We start from the raw sequence: 21,059 nt of genomic DNA on the forward strand, positions 1-21,059 counted from the left end.
ACCACCGGTCGACCCTCGCGGGCGCCGGTGGTGCGGTCGCGCGGACCGCACGGCGCGACGCCCGGGAGGCAGGACCCGTGAGCGTCGCACGCAGCCGTGACCCCCAGGAGTGGGCGGCCCACTCGCCGTACTCCGACCCCGGCCCGTACGCGGCCGTGCTGCAGGGCCTGGGCACCGCGCCGGCCGACGTGCACGCCGCCGCGACGGGCCTCATCGCGCACTACCGCGCCGAGACGGCGACGCTCGACCCCGCGCGCCTGCCGACGATCGACCTGCGCTGGCTCGACCGGATCCTCGCGGCGGGCCTCGAGGCCTCGTCCGCCCCGCTGCCCGGCCGTCCGCACGCCGACCGCGTCGCGGGGTGCTGCCGTGACCACACGCTGCTGGGCGTCGGCCTGCTGCGGGAGCACGGCGTCCCCGCGCGGTCCCGGATCGGGTTCGCCCGGTACTTCTTCCCGGGCGACGGCGTGGACCACGTCGTCGTCGAGCGCTGGGACGGTGAGCGCTGGGTGCGCAGCGACCCGGAGCTGGACGCCGCGTTCGGCGCGGCGCCGCCGGCGGGCGACCCGTTCGACCCGTTCGACATGCCCACGGGGCTCGACAGCCCGTTCCCGACCGCCGCGGAGCTGTGGGCCGCGCACCGGCGCGACGGCCTGGACCTGACGCGGTACGGCGTGGCGGGGGTGCCCGAGCTGGCCGGCCGGGACTTCGTGCGCGGGTACGTCCTGCTCGAGGTCGCCCACCGGCGCCGTGACGAGCTGCTGCTGTGGGACGTGTGGGGCGCGGAGCTCGACGGCACGACGAGCGACGACGCCGACGTCCTCGCCGACGAGATCGCGGACCTGCTGCTGCGCGCCGACGCGGGCGACGTCGCGGCCGAGGACGAGCTCGTCGACCGGTACGCGGGCGACCCTCGCCTGCGGCCCGGGCCGCGGGTCCGGACGCTCTCGCCGCTCGGCCGCGAGGGCTGGACGGACCTCGCTTCCCGGACGACCGTGTGGGACGTCTGAGCCGTCAGCCGCCGTCAGCCGCCGGTAGGGACGCGCACCCCGCCCAGGGCGTAGGCCGCCGCCGCCTCCGCGTGCACGCGGGCCGACGCGATGAGCGGCACGCGGCTGTCGTCGGGCGGGAGCGCGAGCTCCAGCTCGGTGCACGCCAGGACCACCGCGTCGGCGCCGGCCGCGCTCAGGTCGGCGACGACCTCCCGCAGCCGTGCGCGGGAGCACTCCGGCGCGCTGCCCTGCGTGAGCTCGTCGAAGATGATCCGATCGACCTCCTCCTGCGCGGGGGCCTCCGGCACGACGGCTGCGATGCCGTGCCGTGCCAGCCGGTCGGCGTAGAACGGCTCGGCCATCACCCAGCGCGTCCCCAGGACGCCCAGGGTGCTGTGCCCCGCGGCGCGGGCGACCTCGGCCACCGCGTCGGCGATGTGCAGCAGCGGCACGTCGAGGGCGGCCTCCACGGCGGGAGCCACCTTGTGCATGAGGTTGGTCGCGATGAGCACGGCGTCCGCACCGGCGTCCTGGAGGCGTCGACCCGCGCCCGCGAGCAGCGCACCGGCGCCGTCCCAGTCGTCGGCGAGCTGCAGCTCGCGCACCTGCGCGAAGTCCAGCGACTCCAGCAGCACGTGCGCGCTGTGGTGGCCGCCCAGCCGCTCCTGCACCACCGCGTTGACGATCCGGTAGTACTCCGCGGTCGAGTACCAGCTCATGCCGCCGATGACGCCGAGGGTGCGCACGTGGACCTCCCGAGGGGTGCACCCCATGGAACCCCCGCACCACGGGAGGCGTCCAGCCCCGGCCGGTGCGGCGCCGGCGGACCGGCCGCGGACCGGGCCCCGCGGACCGTGCCGGTCCGTCAGCCGCGCAGCCCGTACCGCGTGAGGAAGTCGTTCGCGAAGACGCCCTCGGGGTCACGCCGCAGCAGGAGGGCGACCTGGTCGTCCCACCGCGGGTACAGCTCGCGCAGCGTGCGCTGCTCGTCGGCGAACAGCTTGCCCCAGTGCGGGCGGGCACCGAACGGCGCGAGCGCCTCCTCGATCACCGGCAGCACGGCCTCCACCTCGGTCCGCCGCGGCTGCCACGTGAAGTGCAGCGCGACGCGGTCGCCGCCGTGGGCGGTGGACAGCCACAGGTCGTCGCCGGCGACCGTGCGGATCTCGCTGATCAGCAGCAGCGGGGACGTCAGGTGGCCGATGCCGCGCAGGGCCTCGATCGCCGCGACCGCGTGCTCGCGGGGCACGAGCCACTCGGACTGCAGCTCCTCGCCCGCGGACGGCGTGAAGTCGAGCCGGAAGTGGGGGAGCCGCTCGTGCCACGGCCCGGGCACACCCTCCTGCTGCGTGCACGCCACGGGGTCCGGGCCCGGCACGGGGTGCACGGGTCCCGGGGCGGGACGCGCGCCCGTGAGGACGTCCCCCGCCTCCGGCAGGGTCCAGCCGTCCGCGTCGACGCGGTGCTTGAGCCAGACCTGGGCGACGTCGTCCCCGGTCCAGTCGGTGAACAGGCTCACGGAGTAGGCCGACGCCATGAGGTCGTCGAAGCGGTCCAGGGCGCCGGCCCACGGCAGGTCGAGCCACACCTCCTGCGCGACGTCGTACGTGGGCTGGATCGCGAGCGTCACGCGCGTCACGACGCCCAGGCCGCCGAGGGCGACCACCGACCCGGCGAGCTCGGGGTCGTCCGGTCCGAGCGTGCGGACCTCGCCGCCCGCGCCGACGATCTCCAGCCCCCGGACGGCGGCCGAGAGGTTGGGCGCGGTGACGCCCGAGCCGTGGGTCGCGGTGGCGACCGTGCCCGCGACCGCGATGTGCGGCAGGGACGCCATGGTGTGCAGGGCCCAGCCGGCCGCGTGCAGGTCGATCGCGAGCTCGCCGTAGCGCACGCCGGCGCCGACGGTCACGGTGCCCGCGTCGGGGTCGACCACCGTCGGGACCTCGAGGCGGTCCAGCACGACGAGCGTGCCGGGGGAGTCCGCCAGGTCGTGGAACGAGTGCCGCGAGCCCAGGGCCCGCACGTGCCGGGCGGCGGCGACGACCTCGGCGACCTCCTCGACGCTCGTCGGGCGCACCACGGGCCCGCCGCGGAACGTGTGGCTGCCGGCCCAGGTGGTCAGGGCGTCCGTCATGGGGGTCCTCTCGTGCGGGCGTGCGGGCGTCAGCGCCCGGGTGCGGTGATGAAGATGTCGAACAGCTCGGGGGTGTGGGCGTGCACCAGCACCATGAAGACCACGGCGTCGAAGAGCAGGTGCACGACCAGCACGTACGTCAGGGACTTGGTCAGGGAGAACGTGAAGCCCTGGATCAGCGCGAACGGGATCGTCAGCAGCGGGCCCCACTCGCGGTAGCCCAGCTCCCACAGGAACGACACGAACACCGTGGCCTGCAGCACGTTCGCCGCCCACAGCGGGAAGTGCCGGCGCAGCAGGGCGAAGACGGTGCAGATGAAGAACAGCTCGTCCCAGGTGCCCACGGCGTTGACGCCGACGAACAGGCGCGCGATCTCCTGCCCCTCGATCACCGTCGGCCAGTTGCGGTACGCACCGGACGACAGGAAGTAGAAGGGCAGCAGCAGGTACCCGGCGGTCTGCACGCCGATGAGGTACGCCCACTGCGTGCGGGTCCACCGCCGTCCGGTGCGCCACGGGAACCGGATGACGTCGTCGCCCAGGACGTGCCGGGACAGGACGTACGGGATCACGACCGCCAGCCCGAGGGCGAGCGTGAAGCGCAGCATGCTGGCGTCGGACAGGTCCGCACCCAGCGGGATCGTGCTGACGATGCCCATGCCGGCGCCGATGATCAGCAGGTCCCGTCCCAGGACGCGGTCGACGGCCCAGCCCAGGGCGATCCCGACGACGAGCGGCAGGTACGCCAGCGGGCGGACGTGGATCGCGAACATCAGCACGGCCGACCCGCACACGAGGACGGCGGCGACGTACCGCCACGCGGGGTGCGACAGGGCCCGCGGGGGTGCGTCGTCGGCCGCCGCCGGCAGGGTCCCCGCAGTCTCGTCCACCCGCACACCCTGCCTCACGGCGTGCGTCCGCGCAGCCCACGGGCCTGCGAGTCGTGCGGGCGCGTCGCCCCTCAGGACGACTTCGAGGTGCCCGCCTCGAGGATCGACACGATCGAGAACAGCGTGAAGCACACGGCGCCCAGGCCGACCATGACGTGGGCGGGCACGAAGAGCCCCGCCTGCCGCTCGGTGCCCTCGAAGAGGAACGCGGCGGTGAACAGGCAGGCGAGCGCGGTCCCCACCGGGATCAGCGGGATGCGGTTGGCCAGCGCGAAGACCTGACGCCACACCAGCGCGAGCAGCAGCACCTTGGACAGGATGCTGAAGCACACCAGCCCCAGGCCGATGAGCACGATGCCGGGTGCGAGCCGGTTGGGGTCGTCCGACGCGAGGAGCACGCCGATCCCCAGGCCGATGTTGATCGTCCCCATGGCCACGACCCACCAGCTCCACCGGTACCGCTCGGCGTCGCCGAACTCGTTGCGCACCTGCCGCACGATGCTGGCGACCAGCGCGACGAGCGCGGCGCAGATCAGCGACAGCCCCGTCAGGACGTGCGCGGCCACCAGCTGCGGGGTGCCGCCGCGCGCGTACAGGGTCGCGGAGACCGCCAGGCCCACCACCGCGAGCACCGCCGGGACGGCGACCAGGACCGCACCCGCGGCACGCGAGTACGCGCCGTCCGGCGGTCCGCTGCCCGGTGCGCGGGCCGCGGCCTGCTGGATCAGGACGAACTTCGTCGACGCGGTCGCCACGGTGCTGACGCAGGCGGCGATGAACCCGATGCCGAGCATGACGTGACCCGCGACGACCAGCTTCGGCTCGTCCCCGCGCGTGAACACCGTCACGCCCCAGATCATCGTGCCGATCGCGACGACGTACCCGAGCACGGGCAGCGCGACCTCCCACACCTCGCCGTAGCGGTGGATGAGCTGCCGGATGATCGTCGCGGCCGTCGTGAACAGCGCGATGCAGATCGCCGTGAGGGCGATGTTCACGTGGCCGGCGACGAAGTGCCCGGCGTTGTCGCTGCCGGACAGGATGTCGAGCCCGAACGCGAGGCAGACCAGCCCCATGACGAGCGGGATCGCGCGGAACAGGATGCTGATCGACCGGTTCATGCGCTCCCCCTTGGGCAGATCCGTCATCGCCAGGGTAGGGAGTCGCGCCCGTCTCGGCGCGTCGGGCGGGACCGCGAGGTGCAGGCGGGCCGGAGCGGGCACGCGGGTCACGGGCGAGGGGACGGGCGACGGCCCTCAGGCCGGCGCGGCGAGCGACCGGACGGCGTCGATGGTGTCCGCCTCGGCGGCGGGTTTGTCGTCGCGGTACCGCAGCACCCGCGCGAACCGCAGCGCCAGCCCACCCGGGTAGCGGGTCGAGCGCTGCAGCCCGTCGAACGCGATCTCGACGACCTGCTCCGGGCGCAGCGTCACCGTCCACCCGTCATCGGCGACCTCGAGCTCGCGGAACCGCCGTGTCTGCCACGCCAGCATCTCGTCCGTCATGCCCTTGAACGTCTTGCCGAGCATGACGAACCCGCCTGCCGGGTCCCGCGCGCCCAGGTGGATGTTCGACAGCGTGCCCGCGCGGCGTCCCGACCCCCGCTCCACGGCGAGCACGACCAGGTCGAGCGTGTGCCGCGGCTTGACCTTGACCCACGCGGCGCCGCGGCGTCCCGCCTCGTACGGCGCGTCGACCGCCTTCACGACGACGCCCTCCTGCCCCGCGGCGACGACGCTGCGGAAGTGCTCGGCGGCGACGGCGGGGTCGGACGTGACGACGCGCTCGACGACGTGCGGTGCGGCCACCCGGTCCAGCACGGCGAGCCGCTCGCGCAGCGGTGCGTCGAGCAGGTCGTGCCCGGCGACGTGCAGGACGTCGAAGAAGAACGGGGTGAGCGTCGCGGAGGCGGCGAGGTCGGCGTCGCGCGTGGCGCTGCGCGACGCGGTCTCCTGGAACGGGCGGGGTCGGCCGACGGCGTCGAGGGTGAGGGCCTCGCCGTCGAGGACGAGGCGCTGCGCGGGCAGCGCCCGGACGGCGGCGACGATCTCGGGGACGCGCGCCGTCACGTCGTCCAGGCTGCGGGTGTACACGCGCACGTCGTCGCCGTCGCGGTGCACCTGGATGCGGATGCCGTCGAGCTTGGTGTCGACGACCACCGGCGCGGCCGGGGCGTCACCGGTGCCGACGAGCTGGGTGACGGCCGTCGGGACGTCGGGGGCGGACTGGGCCAGCATCGGGCGGACCGGCCTGCCCACGGTGAGCGTGAACGCGTCCAGCGCGGTGCGGGCGGCGTCGGGGGAGGAGGCGGCCAGGGCCGCGACGGCGACGGCCTCCGTCTCGCCGGCGAGCATCGCGGCGCGCCGCACCACGTCGGCCGGCACGCCCGCGGCCTCGGCGACCGCGTCGAGCAGCAGCGCGTCGAGGGCACCCTGCCGCAGCTCACCGCTGACCAGCCCGCGCAGCAGGTGCTGCTCGCGCTCGGTCGCGGCCGCGAAGAGCGCACGCGCCGCCTCGAGGCGCGCGGTCGACGAGCCCGACCCCGAGAGCCCGGCCAGGTGGGCGAACGCGGCGTCGACGTCCCCGACCGTCAGGGACGGTGCAGCGGCCGGCCCCGGCATGCCCGTCAGCGACCGCCACCCCAGCCCGGTCCTGCGCTGCCGCAGCTCACCGCCCAGGTACCGCGACACGACCGCCACCGCGTCCGGACCGTCCGCCGCGGCGCGCCGCAGCACGTCCACCAGGACCGCCCGCTTGGCCAGCCGCGACCGCGTGGCCGCGACCCGGGCGGAGGCGTCGGCGACGTCGTCGAGCAGCATGCGCCCATCCTGGCCCGGGCCACCGACACCCGCCCGACGTGCGGGATCGACCTCTCGCGGGGGACGGGCAGCGGCTGGATCGACCTCTCGCCGGGAGGGGCGGGGCGGCCACCCGCCTTCGTGCGCGAGAGGTCGATCCAGCCCCGGCTCAGGCCGAGGGCACCGGGCAGGCCACCCCCGTCGAGTTCACCGGGCAGTACCCGCCCGGGTTCTTCAGCAGGTACTGCTGGTGGTAGTCCTCGGCGTAGTAGAACGTGCCGGCGTCCTCGACGGAGCGGATCTCCGTCGTCACGTCGCCGTAGCCGCGGGCCTTGAGCACCGGGGCGTACGCGTCGCGCGTCTGCCGTGCCGCGGCCTCCTGCTCCGGGGTCGTGAAGAACACCGCGGAGCGGTACTGCGTGCCCACGTCGTTGCCCTGGCGGAAGCCCTGGGTGGGGTCGTGCTCCTCCCAGAAGTGCCGCATCAGGTCGACGTCGGACAGCACGGTCGGGTCGTACGCGACCATCACCGTCTCGGTGTGGCCGGTGCGGCCGGTGCACGTCTCCTCGTACGTCGGGTACGGCGTGAAGCCGCCCATGTAGCCGACGGCCGTGGTGACGACGCCCGGCAGCTGCCAGGCCTCCTTCTCCGCGCCCCAGAAGCAGCCCGACGCCAGGTACAGCACGCGGGTGCCCTCGGGCCACGGGCCCTGCAGCGGGGTGCCCAGCACGGCGTGCGTCGTCGGCACCCGGTACGCGTACGCGTCCCGGCCCTTGAGCGCGTGCTCGGCGTCCACCATGGTCGTGCGCAGCGACGTGCCCAGCAGCGTCTCGAACAACGAGGCCATGACCGTCTCCTTCCCGTCGGGTCCAGCACGTGCAACAGGGGCGGCGGGGGACCTGTTCCGCGCGCCGCCGCCGGGCCGCACCGTCGCGCGGTGCGTGCCGTCACACGCTGGCGGCGCGCCCACCGCCTAGCCTGGGTGCGTGACCCACGACCCGCTCGCGCAGCCCCACGACTGGACCGACTCCGGCTTCTCGACCCGTGCCATCCACGCAGGTCAGGACCCCGACCCCGCCACCGGCGCGGTGGTCACGCCGATCCACCAGGTGTCGACGTACAAGCAGGACGGCGTCGGTGGCCTGCGCGGCGGGTACGAGTACTCCCGCTCCGGCAACCCGACGCGTGACGCGCTGCAGACGGCGCTCGCGGCCGTCGAGGGCGGTGCCGCCGCGTTCGCGTTCGCGTCCGGGCTCGCGGCGGAGGACACGCTGCTGCGCTCGATCCTGCGCCCGGGCGACCACCTGGTCGTCCCCGACGACGCGTACGGCGGCACGTACCGGCTGGTGGCGCGGGTCCTCGGCCCGTGGGGGGTCGACCACACGCCGGTCGACCTGTCCGACCCGGACGCGGTGCTCGCCGCGATCCAGCCGGGCCGCACCAAGGCCATCTGGGTGGAGACGCCCACCAACCCGCTGCTCGGCATCGCCGACATCGCGGCGATCGCGACGCACGCACGCTCCAACGGCGTGGTGCTCGTCGTCGACAACACCTTCGCGACGCCCTACCTGCAGCAGCCCCTCGCGCTGGGGGCGGACGCCGTCGTGCACTCCACCACCAAGTACGTCGGCGGGCACTCCGACGTCGTCGGGGGTGCGGTCGTGGTCGCGGACGGCGCCCAGCTGCCGGCCGGCATGCAGGGCCCGACGGGCACCACCGAGCTGCGGGACGCGGTCGGGTTCCTGCAGAACGCGTCCGGGGCCGTCGCCGGGCCGTTCGACGCGTGGCTCACGCTGCGCGGGCTCAAGACGCTCGCGGTCCGCATGGACCGGCACGTCGCCAACGCCGAGGCGGTCGCCCGGTTCCTCGTCGAGCACCCGGGTGTGCGCGAGGTGCTGTGGCCCGGGCTGCCGTCGCACCCCGGGCACGAGGTCGCGGCCCGGCAGATGCGGGGCTTCGGCGGCATGGTGGCGTTCCGCACCGGCTCGGTCGACTCGGCGGTCGCGGTCTGCGCCGCCACCCGGGTCTTCACGCTCGCGGAGTCCCTCGGCGGGGTCGAGTCGCTGATCGAGCACCCGGGGCGCATGACGCACGGCTCGGTCGCCGGCACGGCGCTGGAGGTGCCCGACGACCTGGTGCGCCTGTCGGTCGGCATCGAGGACGTCGAGGACCAGCTCGCCGACCTCGAGCAGGCGCTGGCCGCGGCGGGGCTCGGCCGGTGAGCACCCCGGGGACGTCCGAGGGGACGACGCCGGCCGGCGAGCCGGCGCTGCCGACGCCGGCCGCCGTCACGCCCCGGCCGGACCCCGTGCCGGCCGCCGTGCGGGCCTGGGCGGGCTGGTCCTGGCGGGCGCTGGTCATCCTCGCCGCGATCGCGGTCGGGCTGTGGCTCCTCTCCGTGCTGAAGGTCATCGTCGTCCCCGTCGCCATCGCGCTGCTGCTCACGGTGCTGCTGTCCCCGCTCGTCGGCGCTCTGCACCGGCACGTCCGCCTGCCGCGGCCCGCCGCCGCCGGCACCGCGCTGGTGCTGACCCTCGCGCTGGTGGTCGGCGTGCTGACGGTCGTGGGCCGCTCGATCGTCAAGGGCATCGCCGAGCTCGGCGAGCAGGCGCGCGAGGGGTTCAGCCAGCTCGTCGACTGGCTGGGCGACGGCCCGCTGCAGCTCAGCACCGCCCAGCTCGACGACTACGTGTCGCAGCTGCAGGACGCGGTGGCGTCCAGCGGGCAGCAGATCGCGTCGGGTGCGCTGTCCGTCGGTGTGACGGTCAGCCACGTCGTCGCGGGGGCGCTCATCGCGCTGTTCTGCACCCTCTTCTTCCTCATCGACGGCCGCACCATCTGGGCGTGGGTGGTGGGTCTGCTGCCGCGCGGGTCGCGCGAGCGCGTCCACCAGGCGGGGCGCCGCGGCTGGGTGACGCTCGGGGCGTACACGCGCACGCAGATCCTCGTCGCCGCCGTCGACGCCATCGGGATCGGGGTCGGTGCGGCGTTCCTGCAGCTGCCGCTCGTGGTGCCGCTGGCCGTCCTCGTGTTCTTCGGGTCCTTCATCCCGTTCGTGGGCGCCATCGTCACCGGGTCCATCGCGGTGCTCGTCGCGCTCGTCACGCAGGGCTGGGGATCGGCGCTGATCATGCTGGCCATCGTGCTGGTGGTGCAGCAGCTCGAGGGCCACGTCCTGCAGCCGTTCCTCATGGGGCACGCCGTGTCGCTGCACCCCGTGGCGGTGCTGCTGGCGGTGACCACCGGCTCCCTGGTCGCCGGCATCGTCGGCGCGCTGTTCGCCGTGCCCATCGCGGCCGTGCTCAACACGGTCGTGCTGTACCTGCACGGGCACGACAAGTTCCCCCAGCTCGGCACGGGGGACCACGTGCCCATCCGCGCCAAGGGGCACCCCGTCCTCGACCGCGCCGTCGCGGCCGCCGCGGAGGCGGAGTCCGAGGCGCAGGCCAACCGCCAGGAGCAGAGTGACGCCCCCGACGCGACCCCGGGCGGCTCGCCCGTGACGTCGTGATCGGCCCCGCGGACGTCCGCGCGGCGGCGGAGCTGCTGCACGGCGTCGCCGAGCGCACACCGGTGCAGCGCAGCCGTGCGCTGTCGCGGCTGGCCGGTGCGGACGTGTGGCTCAAGTGCGAGAACCTGCAGCGCGCCGGGTCGTTCAAGATCCGCGGCGCGTACACGCGCATGGCGCGGCTGACACCCGAGGAGAAGGCGCGCGGGGTCGTCGCCGCGAGCGCCGGCAACCACGCGCAGGGCGTCGCGCTGGCCGCGGACCTGCTGGGGCTCGACGCCGTGATCGTCATGCCCGTGGACGCCGCCCTGCCCAAGATCGCCGCGACCCGCGGGTACGGCGCGCACGTCGAGCTGGTGGGCACGTCCGTCGACGAGGCGCTCGTGGCGGCCCGTGCCCACGCCGACCGCACGGGCGCGGTGCTCATCCACCCGTTCGACCACCCGGACATCGACGCGGGCCAGGGCACCGTCGCGCTCGAGGTGCTCGAGCAGGTCCCCGACGTGGGCACGATCGTGGTCCCCGTCGGTGGCGGTGGCCTGGCCGCGGGGATCGCCGCGGCGCTGGCCGACCGGCCCGACGTGCGGGTCGTCGGCGTCCAGGCGGCGCGCGCCGCCGCGTACCCCGCGTCGCTCGCGGCCGGCCGGCCCGTCCCGGCGCCGGAGCTGCGGACCATGGCCGACGGCATCGCCGTGGGGACTCCCGGCGCGGTCCCGTTCGAGCTCCTCGCGGCCCACCGGGTCCCCGTGCGGACCGTCTCGGAGGAGGACCTGTCACGCGCGCTGCTGCTGGTGGCGGAGCGCGCCAAGCTCGTCGTCGAGCCGTCCGGTGCCGCCGCGGTCGCGGCCCTGATGGCCGACCCGCGCGGGCTGGGCACCGACGACGGTCGCCCGGTGGTGTGCGTCCTGTCCGGCGGCAACATCGACCCGCTGGTGCTGCTGCGCGTGGTGCGGCACGGCCTGGCGTCGGCGGGGCGGTACCTGCAGCTGCACGTCGTGGTCGAGGACACCCCGGGGGCGCTCGCGGCCCTGCTGCGGGACGTCGCCGGCCTGGGCGGCAACGTCATGCACGTCAGCCACCTGCGCACGGGCGGACACCTGGGCTTCAGCGAGGTGGCGATCGACCTGCAGATCGAGACGAAGGGCCCCGAGCACTGCGCGGCGGTGCTGGCCGGTCTGCGCCGGGCCGGCTACCGCCTCGGCGACGACTGAGGCGACCGCGCCGGCCCCGGGACGACCGCGCCGGCCCCGGGACGACCGCACCGGCCCCGGGACGACCGCACCGGTCCCGGGACGACCGCGCGGGGGCGCCCTGTGAGCGGCGAGCAGTGCTCGCGCCCGTCGGGTGCCCCCGCGTCGTGCGGGTCGCGTCAGCCCTGGAAGGGGCTGGCCGCCGTGATCTCGACCGGGATCTCACGGCCGTTGGGTGCCACGTACGACGTGGCGTCGCCCACCTTGTGCCCGTGGATCGCGGCACCGAGGGGCGAGGTGGGGGAGAAGACGTCGATGTCGGCGGTCCCGGCGATCTCGCGGGAGCCGAGCAGGAACGTCATCTCGTCGCCGGCGACGAGCGCCGTGACGACCATCCCCGGCTCGACGACGCCGTCGTCGGGCGGCGTGCCGATCTGCACGTTGCGCAGCTTCGCCTGGAGCTCGCGGATGCGCGCCTCCTGCTTCGCCTGCTCCTCGCGGGCGGCGTGGTAGCCGCCGTTCTCCTTGAGGTCGCCCTCGTCACGCGCCGCGGCGATGCGGTCCGCGATCTCCTTGCGCCCGTCGGTCTGGAGGTGCGTCAGCTCCTCCGTGAGGCGGTCGTAGGCCTCCTGCGTCAGCCACGTGGCCGCAGTCGTGTCGGTCACGGTCGCTCCCTTCCTTGCCTGGGGTGGCCGCCCGTCCGGCGGCACGAGTGCCCACGGTCGTCGCCGACGTCCGGACGGCGCGGGGTGGGGCGGGAGCCTGCCACCGCGGTCGCGTCGACCTGACGTACGACGCCGGACCGGGGGCGGCGTAAACGTACAGTCTACCCACCGTCCAGGACCTGGTGGGCCGGACGGGTGAGCGGCGACGTCGCCGCAGGTCGCGGGCCGGGTGGGGCGTGGTCGGACCGCGCGCACGGGCTCAGTCGACGGGTTCGCAGCCCTGCACGACTCCGGTGACCGCGAGCTCGACCGTCGGCACGGTCACGGTGACCCGGCGCGTGCGCGTCTCGGCCGGCGGGACGTCCACGTCGAGCACCCCGACCTGCGCGTACGACGCCGCGAGCGCCTGCACCCGGCACGTCGCCCCGACGCCCGGCGCGGTGGTGACGTCGAACGTGATCTCGGTGGAGCCGGGCCCGTCCACGCGGTACCCGACGTCCTGCCACTGGACGGGGTCCCGCAGGACGCCGCTGCCGATCCAGCCGAGCAGCAGCATGGCGCCCACCACCAGCACCGCCAGCGCCGCCCGCTGCAGGCGGCGCGTGGCGTCGGTGGGTTCCGGTCCGTAGCGCCCGACGGGCGGGCGGGGGGCCGGTGCGACCACGGTGGTGCCTCCTGGTGCGTTGCGGTCCGCCGAGCGGTGTCTCGTGGACGTCCGTGCGGTACCTGCGGGCGGGGTGGGGGATCATTGTCTCTCGTCCCACGACCTGCCACGGAAGGATCCACGGTGACCTCGGAGCGGCTACGGCTCATGGCGGTGCACGCGCACCCGGACGACGAGTCCAGCAAGGGTGCCGCGACCACTGCACGGTACGCCGCCGAGGGCGTCGACGTGCTGGTCGTGACGTGCACCGGCGGGGAGCGCGGCGACGTGCTCAACCCGCACTACGGCCCGGCCCCCGTGGGGCTGGACGCGATGCGGGCCGTGCGCCGCGAGGAGATGGCCGCCGCCGCCGAGGCCCTGGGGGTGCGTCAGCACTGGCTGGGGTTCGTCGACTCCGGGCTCCCGGAGGGCGACCCGCTGCCGCCGCTGCCCGAGGGGTCGTTCGCGACCCTCCCGCTCGAGGAGGCGTCGGCCCCGCTGGTCGAGCTGGTCCGGGAGTTCCGGCCGCACGTGGTCACCACGTACGACCCGACGGGCGGGTACCCGCACCCCGACCACATCATGTGCCACCGCGTGGCGGTGGAAGCGTTCGAGGCCGCCGGCGACCCGGAGCGCTACCGCGGCCGCGGTGAGCCGTGGCAGCCCCTGAAGCTGTACTACAACCACGGCTTCTCGCTCGCGCGGATGCGGGCCGTGCACGACGCGATCGTCGCGGCCGGCGGGGAGTCGCCGTTCAGCGACTGGATCGACTCGCGCCAGGCCCGTGAGGTGCCCGAGCGTGAGGTGACGACGCGCATCGAGTGCGCCGGGTACTTCGACCGGCGCGACGCGGCGCTGCGGGCGCACGCGACGCAGATCGACCCCGAGGGCTGGTTCTTCGCCGTCCCGCGCGAGGTCGAGCTGAAGACCTGGCGGGACGAGGAGTACGAGCTCGCGCAGTCCCGCGTCGAGACGACCCTGCCCGAGACCGACCTGTTCGCGGGGATCCGCGGGACGGAGCACGCACGATGAACACGCTGGTGGCGACCGCACTGGTCGCCGGGGTCCACTGGTCCCAGCGGCTGCCGGGCCCGACGATCGAGAGCCCCGAGGAGGGGTCCCCGGGGTTCGCGGGGTTCGTCGCGACCTTCCTGCTGGCCGTCGCGATCATCGCGCTCGCGGTGTCCTTCTCGCGGCGCATGCGGCGCGCGACGCACCGTGAGCGGCTGCGCGAGGCCGCCGGCGAGGGCACGGTCGACGGGACGACGTCCGACGCGGCACGGTCCGACGCGGCGACGTCCGGCGCGGTGACGTCCGACGCGGCGGCCCCCGGGCGCAGCACCACGGGTGACGTCGGCGACCCGCCGGCCGCGCCCGGCGTGCCCACGCCCGGACGATGAGCGACCGCCCGGCGCCGCCGCAGCGCCCGGCGGTGCGGGTGACCGTGGCGCAGCTGCAGGTCGGCCCGGACCGGGTCGCGAACCTGCTGGCCGCGCAGGACGCGCTGCGCACGGCGGCGCGAGCGCGTGCCGACGTCGTGGTGCTGCCGGAGTACGCCTCCGCCTACGACCCGCGCGGGGTGGGCGTGGACCTCGCCGAGCCGCTGGACGGCCCCTTCGTCGGGGCGCTGCGTCAGGCGGCCGCGCGGCACGGGCTCGCCGTGGTGGCCGGGACGACGCTGCCGGACGGCGCCCCCGGGCCCGACGGGCGGCCGCGGGCCGTCAACGCGGTCGTCGCCGTGGACGCCACGGGCGACGTCGTCGGCGTGTACCGCAAGGTCCACCTCTACGACGCGTTCGGGCACCGGGAGTCGGACCGCCTGGCCCCGGGCCCGGTCGACGCCCCGCCGCTCGTGCTCGACGTGGCGGGGCTGCGGTTCGGCGTCCTGACCTGCTACGACCTGCGCTTCCCGGAGTCCGCGCGGCGCGTCGTCGACGCCGGCGCGGACGTCCTCGTGGTGCCCGCGGCGTGGGTGGCGGGCGACCTGAAGGCCCTGCACTGGCGCACCCTCGCGGTGGCGCGCGCCATCGAGAACACCGCCGGCGTCGTCGCGGTCGGGCAGGCCGGCACGGGCGTCGTGGGGCGCTCGCTGGTCGTGGGGCCCGACGGGGTCGTGGGCCTGGAGCTGGACGGGACGCCGCAGGTGCGGACCGTCGACCTGGACGCGGCCGCGCTGCGGGCGGTCCGCGAGCGCGACCCCTCGCTGGCCAACCGCCGCTACGCGGTGGTCCCCCGGGCCTGAGCCGGCGGGACCGGCGGCCCGGACCAGGCCCGCCGGTCGGCCGGGGCGGGACGAGCGGTCAGGCGAGGCGGGACACCGCGATCGCGACGGCCACGAAGTGGCAGCCGTAGCCGACCACCGTGAGCGCGTGGAAGATCTCGTGGAACCCGAACCAGCGCGGGCTGGGGTTGGGGCGCTTCATGCCGTAGACGATCGCGCCGACGGTGTACGCCAGGCCGCCGACGGCGATGAACCAGACGATCGTCGGGCCGCCGGTCTGCCAGAACTGCGGGAAGTACCCCACGGCGACCCAGCCGAGCGCGAGGTAGATCGGCACGTAGACCCACCGGGGCGCGCCGAGCCAGAAGATCCGCGCCAGCATGCCCACGACCGCGCCGGACCAGACGATGACCAGCAGCGTGCGGGCGGTCGCCGGGGGCAGCAGCAGCACCGCGAGCGGCGTGTAGGTGCCCGCGATGATGAGGAAGATGTTGGTGTGGTCCAGGCGCCGCAGCAGCGCCGCCGTCCGCGGGGACCAGGTGCCGCGGTGGTACACCGCGCTGGTGCCGAACAGCAGGACGGCGGTGACCCCGAAGACGGCCGTCGACCAGCGGGCCGCGGGGGTGGGGGACATGGCCACCAGGACGACGGACGCGACGAGGGCGATCGGGGCGACACCGGCGTGGATCGCGCCGCGCAGGCGGGGCTTGACGGCCTCGACCGCGGCCTCGACGGCGTCGCCGACCGCGTCCGCCGCACGGGCGACGGGTCCGGGCTCGTGCGCGTCGTCGGCGGGTGTGCCGGAGGGCGCGGGGGCAGGCCGGGAGGGGTGCTGACCGGGTGCCGGGTGAGTGCTCATCGGAGGCTGTGACCGCTTTCGTCCGCCGGAAGTTACGTCACCGTAGGTTACGCCCGACGGGGGTGACACCGGGACCACACGCCACCGCGGTCCCGCGACGGCGAGTACCGTGGTCGGGTCCGACGTCCCGCCCCCGGGGAGGCTTCGCGTGCGCCTGCCGCACCCGCTGTACGGCCTGTACGAGCGACGGCTCGCCGCATCGCTCGACCCGGAGCAGGTGCCGCGCCACGTCGGGGTCATCCTCGACGGCAACCGGCGCTGGGCGCGCGGCAGCGGTCTCTCGTCGGCGACGGGGCACCGCCGCGGTGCGGACAAGATCAGCGACCTGCTGGAGTGGAGCGAGGACGTCGGCGTCGAGGTCGTGACGCTCTGGATGCTCTCCACGGACAACCTCGCGCGCGACCCCGCGGAGCTCGAGGGTCTGCTGCGGGTCATCGAGGACGTCGTCGGGGAGCTGGCGGCCGAGCGCCGCTGGCGCATCCAGGCGGTCGGGGCGCTCGACATGCTGCCGGACCGCACCGCGGCCGCGCTGAAGGCGGCGCAGGACGCGACGGCCGACGTCGTGGGCCTGCACGTCAACGTGGCGGTCGGCTACGGCGGGCGCCGCGAGATCGCCGACGCCGTGCGCTCGTTCCTGCGCATGCACGCCGAGGCGGGCTCCAGCCTGGACGAGCTGGCGGAGGCGTTCGACGTCGAGCACATCGCCCAGCACCTGTACACCAAGGGCCAGCCGGACCCGGACCTGGTCATCCGCACGTCCGGGGAGCAGCGCCTGGGCGGGTTCCTGCTGTGGCAGAGCGCCCACTCGGAGTTCTACTTCTGCGAGGCGTACTGGCCGGACTTCCGGCGCGTCGACTTCCTGCGCGCCGTGCGCGCCTACAGCCAGCGCGAACGCCGGCTGGGTCGCTGAGGCGCGTCGGTCGTCCAGGTGAACGGCGTGTGACGATTCGCGTGTCGTGACCCGATTCGCGGCGTCGCGGATGTGATGCGGGTTACGGTCTGGGCAACGGACGACACCCGTCGTCCCGGGAGGTCAGCCCATGGAGCATGCGCTCCGGGAGGAGGGCCGGTCCCGGCCCTCGGCCGGCCGACCCCGTCCCGCCGCCGACGGCCGACCCGCGTGCGCGCCAGCGCCCCGAGTCGTCCGACGGCGCCCAGACCGGCACCGACGCGCCGAGGGGAGCCTGCCGTGGACCACATCTCGCAGCAGCAGCACGACGAGGGCACCGCACCTGCGACGGGCGGTCCGGCCGTCCGCCTGACGTACGTCCTGGACACGTCGGTCCTGCTGTCCGACCCCCACGCGATCCGGCGGTTCGCCGAGCAGGACGTCGTCCTGCCGGTCGTCGTCATCACCGAGCTCGAGGCCAAGCGCCACCACCCGGAGCTCGGCTACTTCGCCCGCAGCGCGCTGCGTCTGCTGGACGACCTGCGCGTCGAGCACGGGCGGCTGGACGCCGCCGTCCCGGTCACCGAGCAGGGCGGCACCCTGCGCGTCGAGCTCAACCACGTGGACCCGTCCGTGCTGCCCGCGGGCTTCCGCCTGGGGGACAACGACACGCGCATCCTCGCGGTCGCCGCCAACCTGGCGGCCGAGGGGCAGCAGGTGGTCGTCGTGTCCAAGGACCTGCCGATGCGCGTCAAGGCGTCGGCCGTGGGGCTGCCGGCCGAGGAGTACCGCGCCGAGCTGGCCGTGGACTCCGGGTGGACGGGCATGGACGCGGTCGACCTGTCCGAGCAGCAGATGGCCGACCTGTGGGAGCACGAGTCGGTCGCGCTGGCCGACGTCGTCACCGGCACCTCGGCGCTCGCGGGCGGTGCGAGCGACCTGCCGTGCCACACCGGTCTGGTGCTGCACTCCCCGCGCGGGTCGGCGCTCGGCCGCGTCACGGCCGACAAGCACGTGCAGCTGGTGCGCGGCGACCAGGACGTGTTCGGGGTGCACGGCCGCTCGGCCGAGCAGCGCATCGCGATCGACCTGCTGCTCGACGAGGAGATCGGCATCGTCTCGCTGGGCGGTCGCGCCGGCACCGGCAAGTCGGCGCTCGCCCTGTGCGCCGGCCTGGAGGCCGTGCTCGAGCGGCGGCAGCACCGCAAGGTCATGGTCTTCCGCCCGCTGTACGCGGTCGGGGGCCAGGACCTGGGGTACCTGCCCGGCTCCGAGGCCGAGAAGATGAACCCCTGGGCGCAGGCCGTCTTCGACACGCTCGGCGCCCTGGTCAGCAAGGAGGTGGTCGAGGAGGTGCTCGACCGCGACCTGCTGGAGGTGCTGCCGCTCACGCACATCCGCGGCCGGTCGCTGCACGACGCGTTCGTGATCGTCGACGAGGCGCAGTCCCTCGAGCGCAACGTCCTGCTGACCGTGCTCTCGCGCATCGGGCAGTCGTCGCGGGTGGTGCTGACGCACGACGTCGCCCAGCGCGACAACCTGCGGGTGGGTCGGCACGACGGGGTGGCGGCCGTGATCGAGGCGCTCAAGGGGCACCCGCTGTTCGCCCACGTGACGCTCACGCGGTCCGAGCGGTCGCCGGTGGCGGCACTGGTCACGGAGCTGTTCGAGGGCATCGAGGCCTGAGCGTCCGACGCCCGTCGCGGGCCGGGTCCCTTCGGGGCCCGGCCCGCGGCGCGTCGTGGGGCACCCGTCGGTCGTCCCCCGGTGGACCGGACAGTGGTCCGGGCGTAATGTTCCGCGCGGAGTAGGACGAAGCTCACGGGTCGGAGCGGGGGTGCGGGGATGGCGGGCGAGCCGAGCGCGGTCGCGGTGCTCGTCCTCGGGCTGCTCGACGAGCGGCCCCGTCACCCCTACGACGTCTTCACCACGCTCGTCGAGCGGGGCGACGCCCGCCTCGTGCGGGTGAACCCCGGTGCCGTCTACCACGCGGTGCAGCGGCTCGAGCGCGACGGCCTGGTCGAGGCGGTCGGCACCGAGCGCTGCGGCAACCGGCCCGAGCGCACCACCTACTCCGTCACACCCGCCGGGCGGGCGGCCCTGGGACGCGCCGTCACGGCGTACCTCGCCGACCACCGCCCCGCCTACGCGGACTTCCCCGTGGGCCTGGCGCACGCACCCAGCCTCCCCGGCGACGAGGTGGCCGCCGCGCTGGCCGTGCGCCGCGACCGGGAGGCGGCGCGGCTCGCCGACCTGCGGACCCGCCTCGGCGAGGTGCTCACCCTCGGCCTGCCCCGCCGGTTCGTCCTCGACGGGGAGCGCGAGCTCGCGCTGCTCGAGCGCGAGGTGGCCTGGCTGGACGAGGTGCTGCGCGACCTCGCCGACGGCACCCTCACCTGGGGCGGCCCACCGCCCGACGACTTCCTGGCCGCGCGCGAGCGCCGCCGGGCCCCGGTCGACGCGCACCCGGGCTGAGCCCGCGCCGTCCGCACCCCACGCCGACGTCGCCCCGGCGACCGCCGCACCGCACCCCGTACCCCCGCCCTGCCCGCACCCGACCGGGCGCCCCAGACCGGAGCACGTCATGACCTCATCCGCACCCGGCGTCGACCTGCAGGGCCGCAGCCCGTGGAGCGTCCTGCCCCCGCTGTGCCTCGGCTTCTTCATGATCATGGTCGACACGACCATCGTGAACATCGCCGTCCCCACCCTCCAGGACGTGTTCGACGCCGACCTGGTCACCGTCGGGTGGGTCAACAGCGCCTACCTGCTGACCTTCGCCGTGCTGCTGCTCGTCACCGGTCGGCTCGGGGACCGCTTCGGCCCACGGCCGGTGTTCGTCGCCGGGCTCGTGGTGTTCACCGGCGCGTCGCTGGCCTGCGGCCTCGCGGGCTCGGTCGAGGTGCTCATCGCCGCCCGCGCCGTGCAGGGCATCGGTGGTGCGCTCATGACGCCGCAGACCATGGCGATGATCACCCGGGTGTTCCCGGCGCAGAAGCGCGGTGCGGCCCTGGGCGTGTGGGGCTCCGTGGCCGGGGTCGCCACCATCACCGGCCCCGTGCTCGGCGGCGTCATCGTCGAGACGATCGGCTGGGAGTGGATCTTCTACGTCAACATCCCCGTCGGCGTCGTCGCGCTGTGGCTCTCCCTGACGCGGCTGCCCGCCCTGCCCACGCACGCGCGCACGTTCGACGTCCCCGGCGTCGTGCTGTCCGTCGTGGGCCTGAGCCTCCTCGTGTTCGGCCTGCAGGAGGGGCCGAGCTACGGGTGGGCCACGATCGTCGGCCCGGTGACCGTGCCCCTGGTCATCGGAGCCGGCATCCTGGTGTCGGCCGCCTTCCTGCTGTGGCAGCGCCACCGGGGCGACGACGCGCTGCTGCCGCTGCGCCTGTTCACGCACCGCAACTTCTCGCTGGCCAACGTGGCGGGCGCGGCGGTCTCGTTCGCGATGACGGGCATCTTCTTCCCGTTCACGCTGTACCTGCAGCAGGTGCTCGGGCTCTCACCCCTGCACGCCGCGCTCGTGGGCCTGCCCGGCTCGCTGATCTCGGGCGTGGTCGCGCCGTTCGCCGGCCGCCTGTCCGACCGGGTCGCGGGCAAGTGGGTGGTGGCCACCGGGTTCTCGGTGCTGGCCGTGTCCATCGGGATCCTTGCGACGCAGGTGCAGCCCGACGTCGCCGTGTGGCGCCTGGTGGTGCCGATGCTCGGCTTCGGTGTCGGGACCGGGCTGGTGTTCTCCCCGCTGGGCAACCTCGCGACCACGGGCCTGGACCAGAGCACGGCGGGCGCCGGTGCGGGTGCGTTCAACACCAACCGCCAGGTGGGCGGGGTCATCGGGTCCGCCGTGGTCGTCGCGCTGCTGACGTCCCGGCTCGCGGTCACGATGCCCGCGGCCGCGAGCGACGCCGCCGCGGGCCTGCCGGCCGAGCTGCGCGCGCCCTTCGTCGACGGCTTCCGGCAGGCGGCGGCAGCCGGCCTGGGAGCGGCCGGGGGCGGCTTCGACGTGCCCGCCGGTGTCCCGCCCGAGGTGGCCGAGCAGCTGCGTGCGGCGGCGCAGTCCGCCGCCGGGGCCGGGTTCGCCGCGGCCGCCGGTCAGACGCTGGGGTTCACCGTCCTCGTGCTGCTGCTGGGCGCCGCCTGCGCGTTCGCGATGCGCGGCGGCCGTCCGCAGCACACGGCACCCGCACCGGACGCGGACGTCCGCGCCGCCGTCGGCTGACGCCGCCGTCGGCTGACCCGCCGGGGCGAGCCCACGGACGGCAGCGCCGGT

Annotated in this window: 20 protein-coding genes; 11 read left to right on the forward strand and 9 right to left on the reverse strand. The window is 75.1% G+C overall.

Annotation, left to right across the window (positions count from 1 at the left end):
• Positions 1-77 precede the first annotated feature (77 nt).
• Complete coding sequence (locus tag BMZ16_RS12575; protein ID WP_089800893.1) at positions 78-1,010, forward strand: transglutaminase-like domain-containing protein; 933 nt, start codon at positions 78-80, stop codon at positions 1,008-1,010.
• A 14-nt stretch (positions 1,011-1,024) separates the two neighbouring features.
• Here BMZ16_RS12575 and BMZ16_RS12580 read toward each other — a convergent pair whose 3' ends face one another.
• From BMZ16_RS12580 to msrA, 6 genes are all read right to left on the reverse strand, one after another.
• Positions 1,025-1,738: an aspartate/glutamate racemase family protein gene (locus BMZ16_RS12580; protein ID WP_089800895.1), complete on the reverse strand. Its 714-nt coding sequence runs from the start codon at positions 1,736-1,738 to the stop codon at positions 1,025-1,027.
• 119 nt (positions 1,739-1,857) lie between these two features.
• Complete coding sequence (locus BMZ16_RS12585) at positions 1,858-3,126, reverse strand: FAD-binding protein (RefSeq protein ID WP_089800897.1); 1,269 nt, start codon at positions 3,124-3,126, stop codon at positions 1,858-1,860.
• A gap of 29 nt (positions 3,127-3,155) precedes the next feature.
• The gene (locus BMZ16_RS12590) at positions 3,156-3,899 is read right to left on the reverse strand and encodes a CPBP family glutamic-type intramembrane protease (protein ID WP_255366633.1); all 744 of its coding nucleotides are present in this window, start codon (positions 3,897-3,899) and stop codon (positions 3,156-3,158) included.
• A 188-nt stretch (positions 3,900-4,087) separates the two neighbouring features.
• Positions 4,088-5,164 (reverse strand): DUF2776 family protein, encoded by a 1,077-nt coding sequence (locus tag BMZ16_RS12595; RefSeq protein WP_218143355.1) that lies wholly within the window; start codon positions 5,162-5,164, stop codon positions 4,088-4,090.
• 108 nt (positions 5,165-5,272) lie between these two features.
• Positions 5,273-6,835: an ATP-dependent DNA ligase gene (locus tag BMZ16_RS12600; RefSeq protein ID WP_089800900.1), complete on the reverse strand. Its 1,563-nt coding sequence runs from the start codon at positions 6,833-6,835 to the stop codon at positions 5,273-5,275.
• A 148-nt stretch (positions 6,836-6,983) separates the two neighbouring features.
• The gene (msrA, locus tag BMZ16_RS12605; protein WP_089800902.1) at positions 6,984-7,661 is read right to left on the reverse strand and encodes a peptide-methionine (S)-S-oxide reductase MsrA; all 678 of its coding nucleotides are present in this window, start codon (positions 7,659-7,661) and stop codon (positions 6,984-6,986) included.
• A gap of 139 nt (positions 7,662-7,800) precedes the next feature.
• Here msrA and BMZ16_RS12610 point away from each other — a divergent pair, with 139 nt between their 5' ends.
• The 3 genes from BMZ16_RS12610 to ilvA are packed head-to-tail and all read left to right on the forward strand — an operon-like array spanning position 7,801 to position 11,533.
• Complete coding sequence (locus BMZ16_RS12610) at positions 7,801-9,036, forward strand: cystathionine gamma-synthase (protein WP_089800904.1); 1,236 nt, start codon at positions 7,801-7,803, stop codon at positions 9,034-9,036.
• Positions 9,033-10,325: an AI-2E family transporter gene (locus tag BMZ16_RS12615; protein ID WP_369822567.1), complete on the forward strand. Its 1,293-nt coding sequence runs from the start codon at positions 9,033-9,035 to the stop codon at positions 10,323-10,325. The genes BMZ16_RS12610 and BMZ16_RS12615 overlap by 4 nt, the downstream gene beginning before the upstream one ends.
• Complete coding sequence (gene ilvA, locus BMZ16_RS12620) at positions 10,322-11,533, forward strand: threonine ammonia-lyase (protein ID WP_089800906.1); 1,212 nt, start codon at positions 10,322-10,324, stop codon at positions 11,531-11,533. The genes BMZ16_RS12615 and ilvA overlap by 4 nt, the downstream gene beginning before the upstream one ends.
• A gap of 158 nt (positions 11,534-11,691) precedes the next feature.
• On the opposite strand, the gene greA is transcribed toward ilvA, so the two are convergent.
• Positions 11,692-12,177: a transcription elongation factor GreA gene (gene greA / locus BMZ16_RS12625; protein ID WP_089800908.1), complete on the reverse strand. Its 486-nt coding sequence runs from the start codon at positions 12,175-12,177 to the stop codon at positions 11,692-11,694.
• A gap of 259 nt (positions 12,178-12,436) precedes the next feature.
• Positions 12,437-12,841, reverse strand: coding sequence for a DUF4307 domain-containing protein (locus tag BMZ16_RS12630; RefSeq protein WP_089800910.1), 405 nt, complete (start codon positions 12,839-12,841; stop codon positions 12,437-12,439).
• A gap of 123 nt (positions 12,842-12,964) precedes the next feature.
• Between BMZ16_RS12630 and mca the strand changes: the two genes are divergently transcribed.
• The 3 genes from mca to BMZ16_RS12645 are packed head-to-tail and all read left to right on the forward strand — an operon-like array spanning position 12,965 to position 15,062.
• Positions 12,965-13,852 carry a mycothiol conjugate amidase Mca gene (gene mca, locus BMZ16_RS12635; protein WP_089800911.1) on the forward strand — a complete coding sequence of 296 codons (888 nt, stop codon included), beginning with the start codon at positions 12,965-12,967 and terminating at the stop codon, positions 13,850-13,852.
• The gene (locus BMZ16_RS12640) at positions 13,849-14,220 is read left to right on the forward strand and encodes a hypothetical protein (RefSeq protein ID WP_089800913.1); all 372 of its coding nucleotides are present in this window, start codon (positions 13,849-13,851) and stop codon (positions 14,218-14,220) included. Before mca ends, BMZ16_RS12640 begins: the two co-directional genes overlap by 4 nt.
• Positions 14,217-15,062: a nitrilase-related carbon-nitrogen hydrolase gene (locus BMZ16_RS12645; protein ID WP_089800915.1), complete on the forward strand. Its 846-nt coding sequence runs from the start codon at positions 14,217-14,219 to the stop codon at positions 15,060-15,062. The genes BMZ16_RS12640 and BMZ16_RS12645 overlap by 4 nt, the downstream gene beginning before the upstream one ends.
• Before the next feature lie 58 nt (positions 15,063-15,120).
• On the opposite strand, the gene BMZ16_RS12650 is transcribed toward BMZ16_RS12645, so the two are convergent.
• Positions 15,121-15,900, reverse strand: a complete 780-nt coding sequence (locus BMZ16_RS12650; protein ID WP_089800917.1) for a PAQR family membrane homeostasis protein TrhA — start codon at positions 15,898-15,900, stop codon at positions 15,121-15,123.
• A gap of 148 nt (positions 15,901-16,048) precedes the next feature.
• Here BMZ16_RS12650 and BMZ16_RS12655 point away from each other — a divergent pair, with 148 nt between their 5' ends.
• From BMZ16_RS12655 to BMZ16_RS12670, 4 genes are all read left to right on the forward strand, one after another.
• Positions 16,049-16,810: an isoprenyl transferase gene (locus BMZ16_RS12655; RefSeq protein WP_089800920.1), complete on the forward strand. Its 762-nt coding sequence runs from the start codon at positions 16,049-16,051 to the stop codon at positions 16,808-16,810.
• Between the two features lie 279 nt (positions 16,811-17,089).
• Positions 17,090-18,475 (forward strand): PhoH family protein, encoded by a 1,386-nt coding sequence (locus BMZ16_RS12660; protein WP_369822573.1) that lies wholly within the window; start codon positions 17,090-17,092, stop codon positions 18,473-18,475.
• Between the two features lie 159 nt (positions 18,476-18,634).
• The gene (locus BMZ16_RS12665) at positions 18,635-19,264 is read left to right on the forward strand and encodes a PadR family transcriptional regulator (protein ID WP_089800921.1); all 630 of its coding nucleotides are present in this window, start codon (positions 18,635-18,637) and stop codon (positions 19,262-19,264) included.
• Positions 19,265-19,373: 109 nt separating this feature from the next.
• On the forward strand, positions 19,374-21,008 hold the full coding sequence (locus tag BMZ16_RS12670; RefSeq protein ID WP_089800923.1) for a DHA2 family efflux MFS transporter permease subunit: 1,635 nt from the start codon (positions 19,374-19,376) through the stop codon (positions 21,006-21,008).
• Positions 21,009-21,059: the final 51 nt, after the last annotated feature.

The organism is Cellulomonas sp. KH9 (genome assembly GCF_900114185.1).
Lineage (GTDB): Bacteria > Actinomycetota > Actinomycetes > Actinomycetales > Cellulomonadaceae > Cellulomonas.

What these genes read in the sequence shown, in the direction of transcription:
- BMZ16_RS12590 (WP_255366633.1), bottom strand. Translation starts at nt 3,899, where the DNA reads ATGTTCGCGATCCACGTCCGCCCGCTGGCGTACCTGCCGCTCGTCGTC.
- BMZ16_RS12600 (WP_089800900.1), bottom strand. Translation starts at nt 6,835, where the DNA reads ATGCTGCTCGACGACGTCGCCGACGCCTCCGCCCGGGTCGCGGCCACG.
- BMZ16_RS12650 (WP_089800917.1), bottom strand. Translation starts at nt 15,900, where the DNA reads ATGAGCACTCACCCGGCACCCGGTCAGCACCCCTCCCGGCCTGCCCCC.
- msrA (WP_089800902.1), bottom strand. Translation starts at nt 7,661, where the DNA reads ATGGCCTCGTTGTTCGAGACGCTGCTGGGCACGTCGCTGCGCACGACC.
- BMZ16_RS12585 (WP_089800897.1), bottom strand. Translation starts at nt 3,126, where the DNA reads ATGACGGACGCCCTGACCACCTGGGCCGGCAGCCACACGTTCCGCGGC.
- BMZ16_RS12595 (WP_218143355.1), bottom strand. Translation starts at nt 5,164, where the DNA reads ATGACGGATCTGCCCAAGGGGGAGCGCATGAACCGGTCGATCAGCATC.
- BMZ16_RS12645 (WP_089800915.1), top strand. Translation starts at nt 14,217, where the DNA reads ATGAGCGACCGCCCGGCGCCGCCGCAGCGCCCGGCGGTGCGGGTGACC.
- BMZ16_RS12665 (WP_089800921.1), top strand. Translation starts at nt 18,635, where the DNA reads ATGGCGGGCGAGCCGAGCGCGGTCGCGGTGCTCGTCCTCGGGCTGCTC.
- BMZ16_RS12640 (WP_089800913.1), top strand. Translation starts at nt 13,849, where the DNA reads ATGAACACGCTGGTGGCGACCGCACTGGTCGCCGGGGTCCACTGGTCC.
- BMZ16_RS12670 (WP_089800923.1), top strand. Translation starts at nt 19,374, where the DNA reads ATGACCTCATCCGCACCCGGCGTCGACCTGCAGGGCCGCAGCCCGTGG.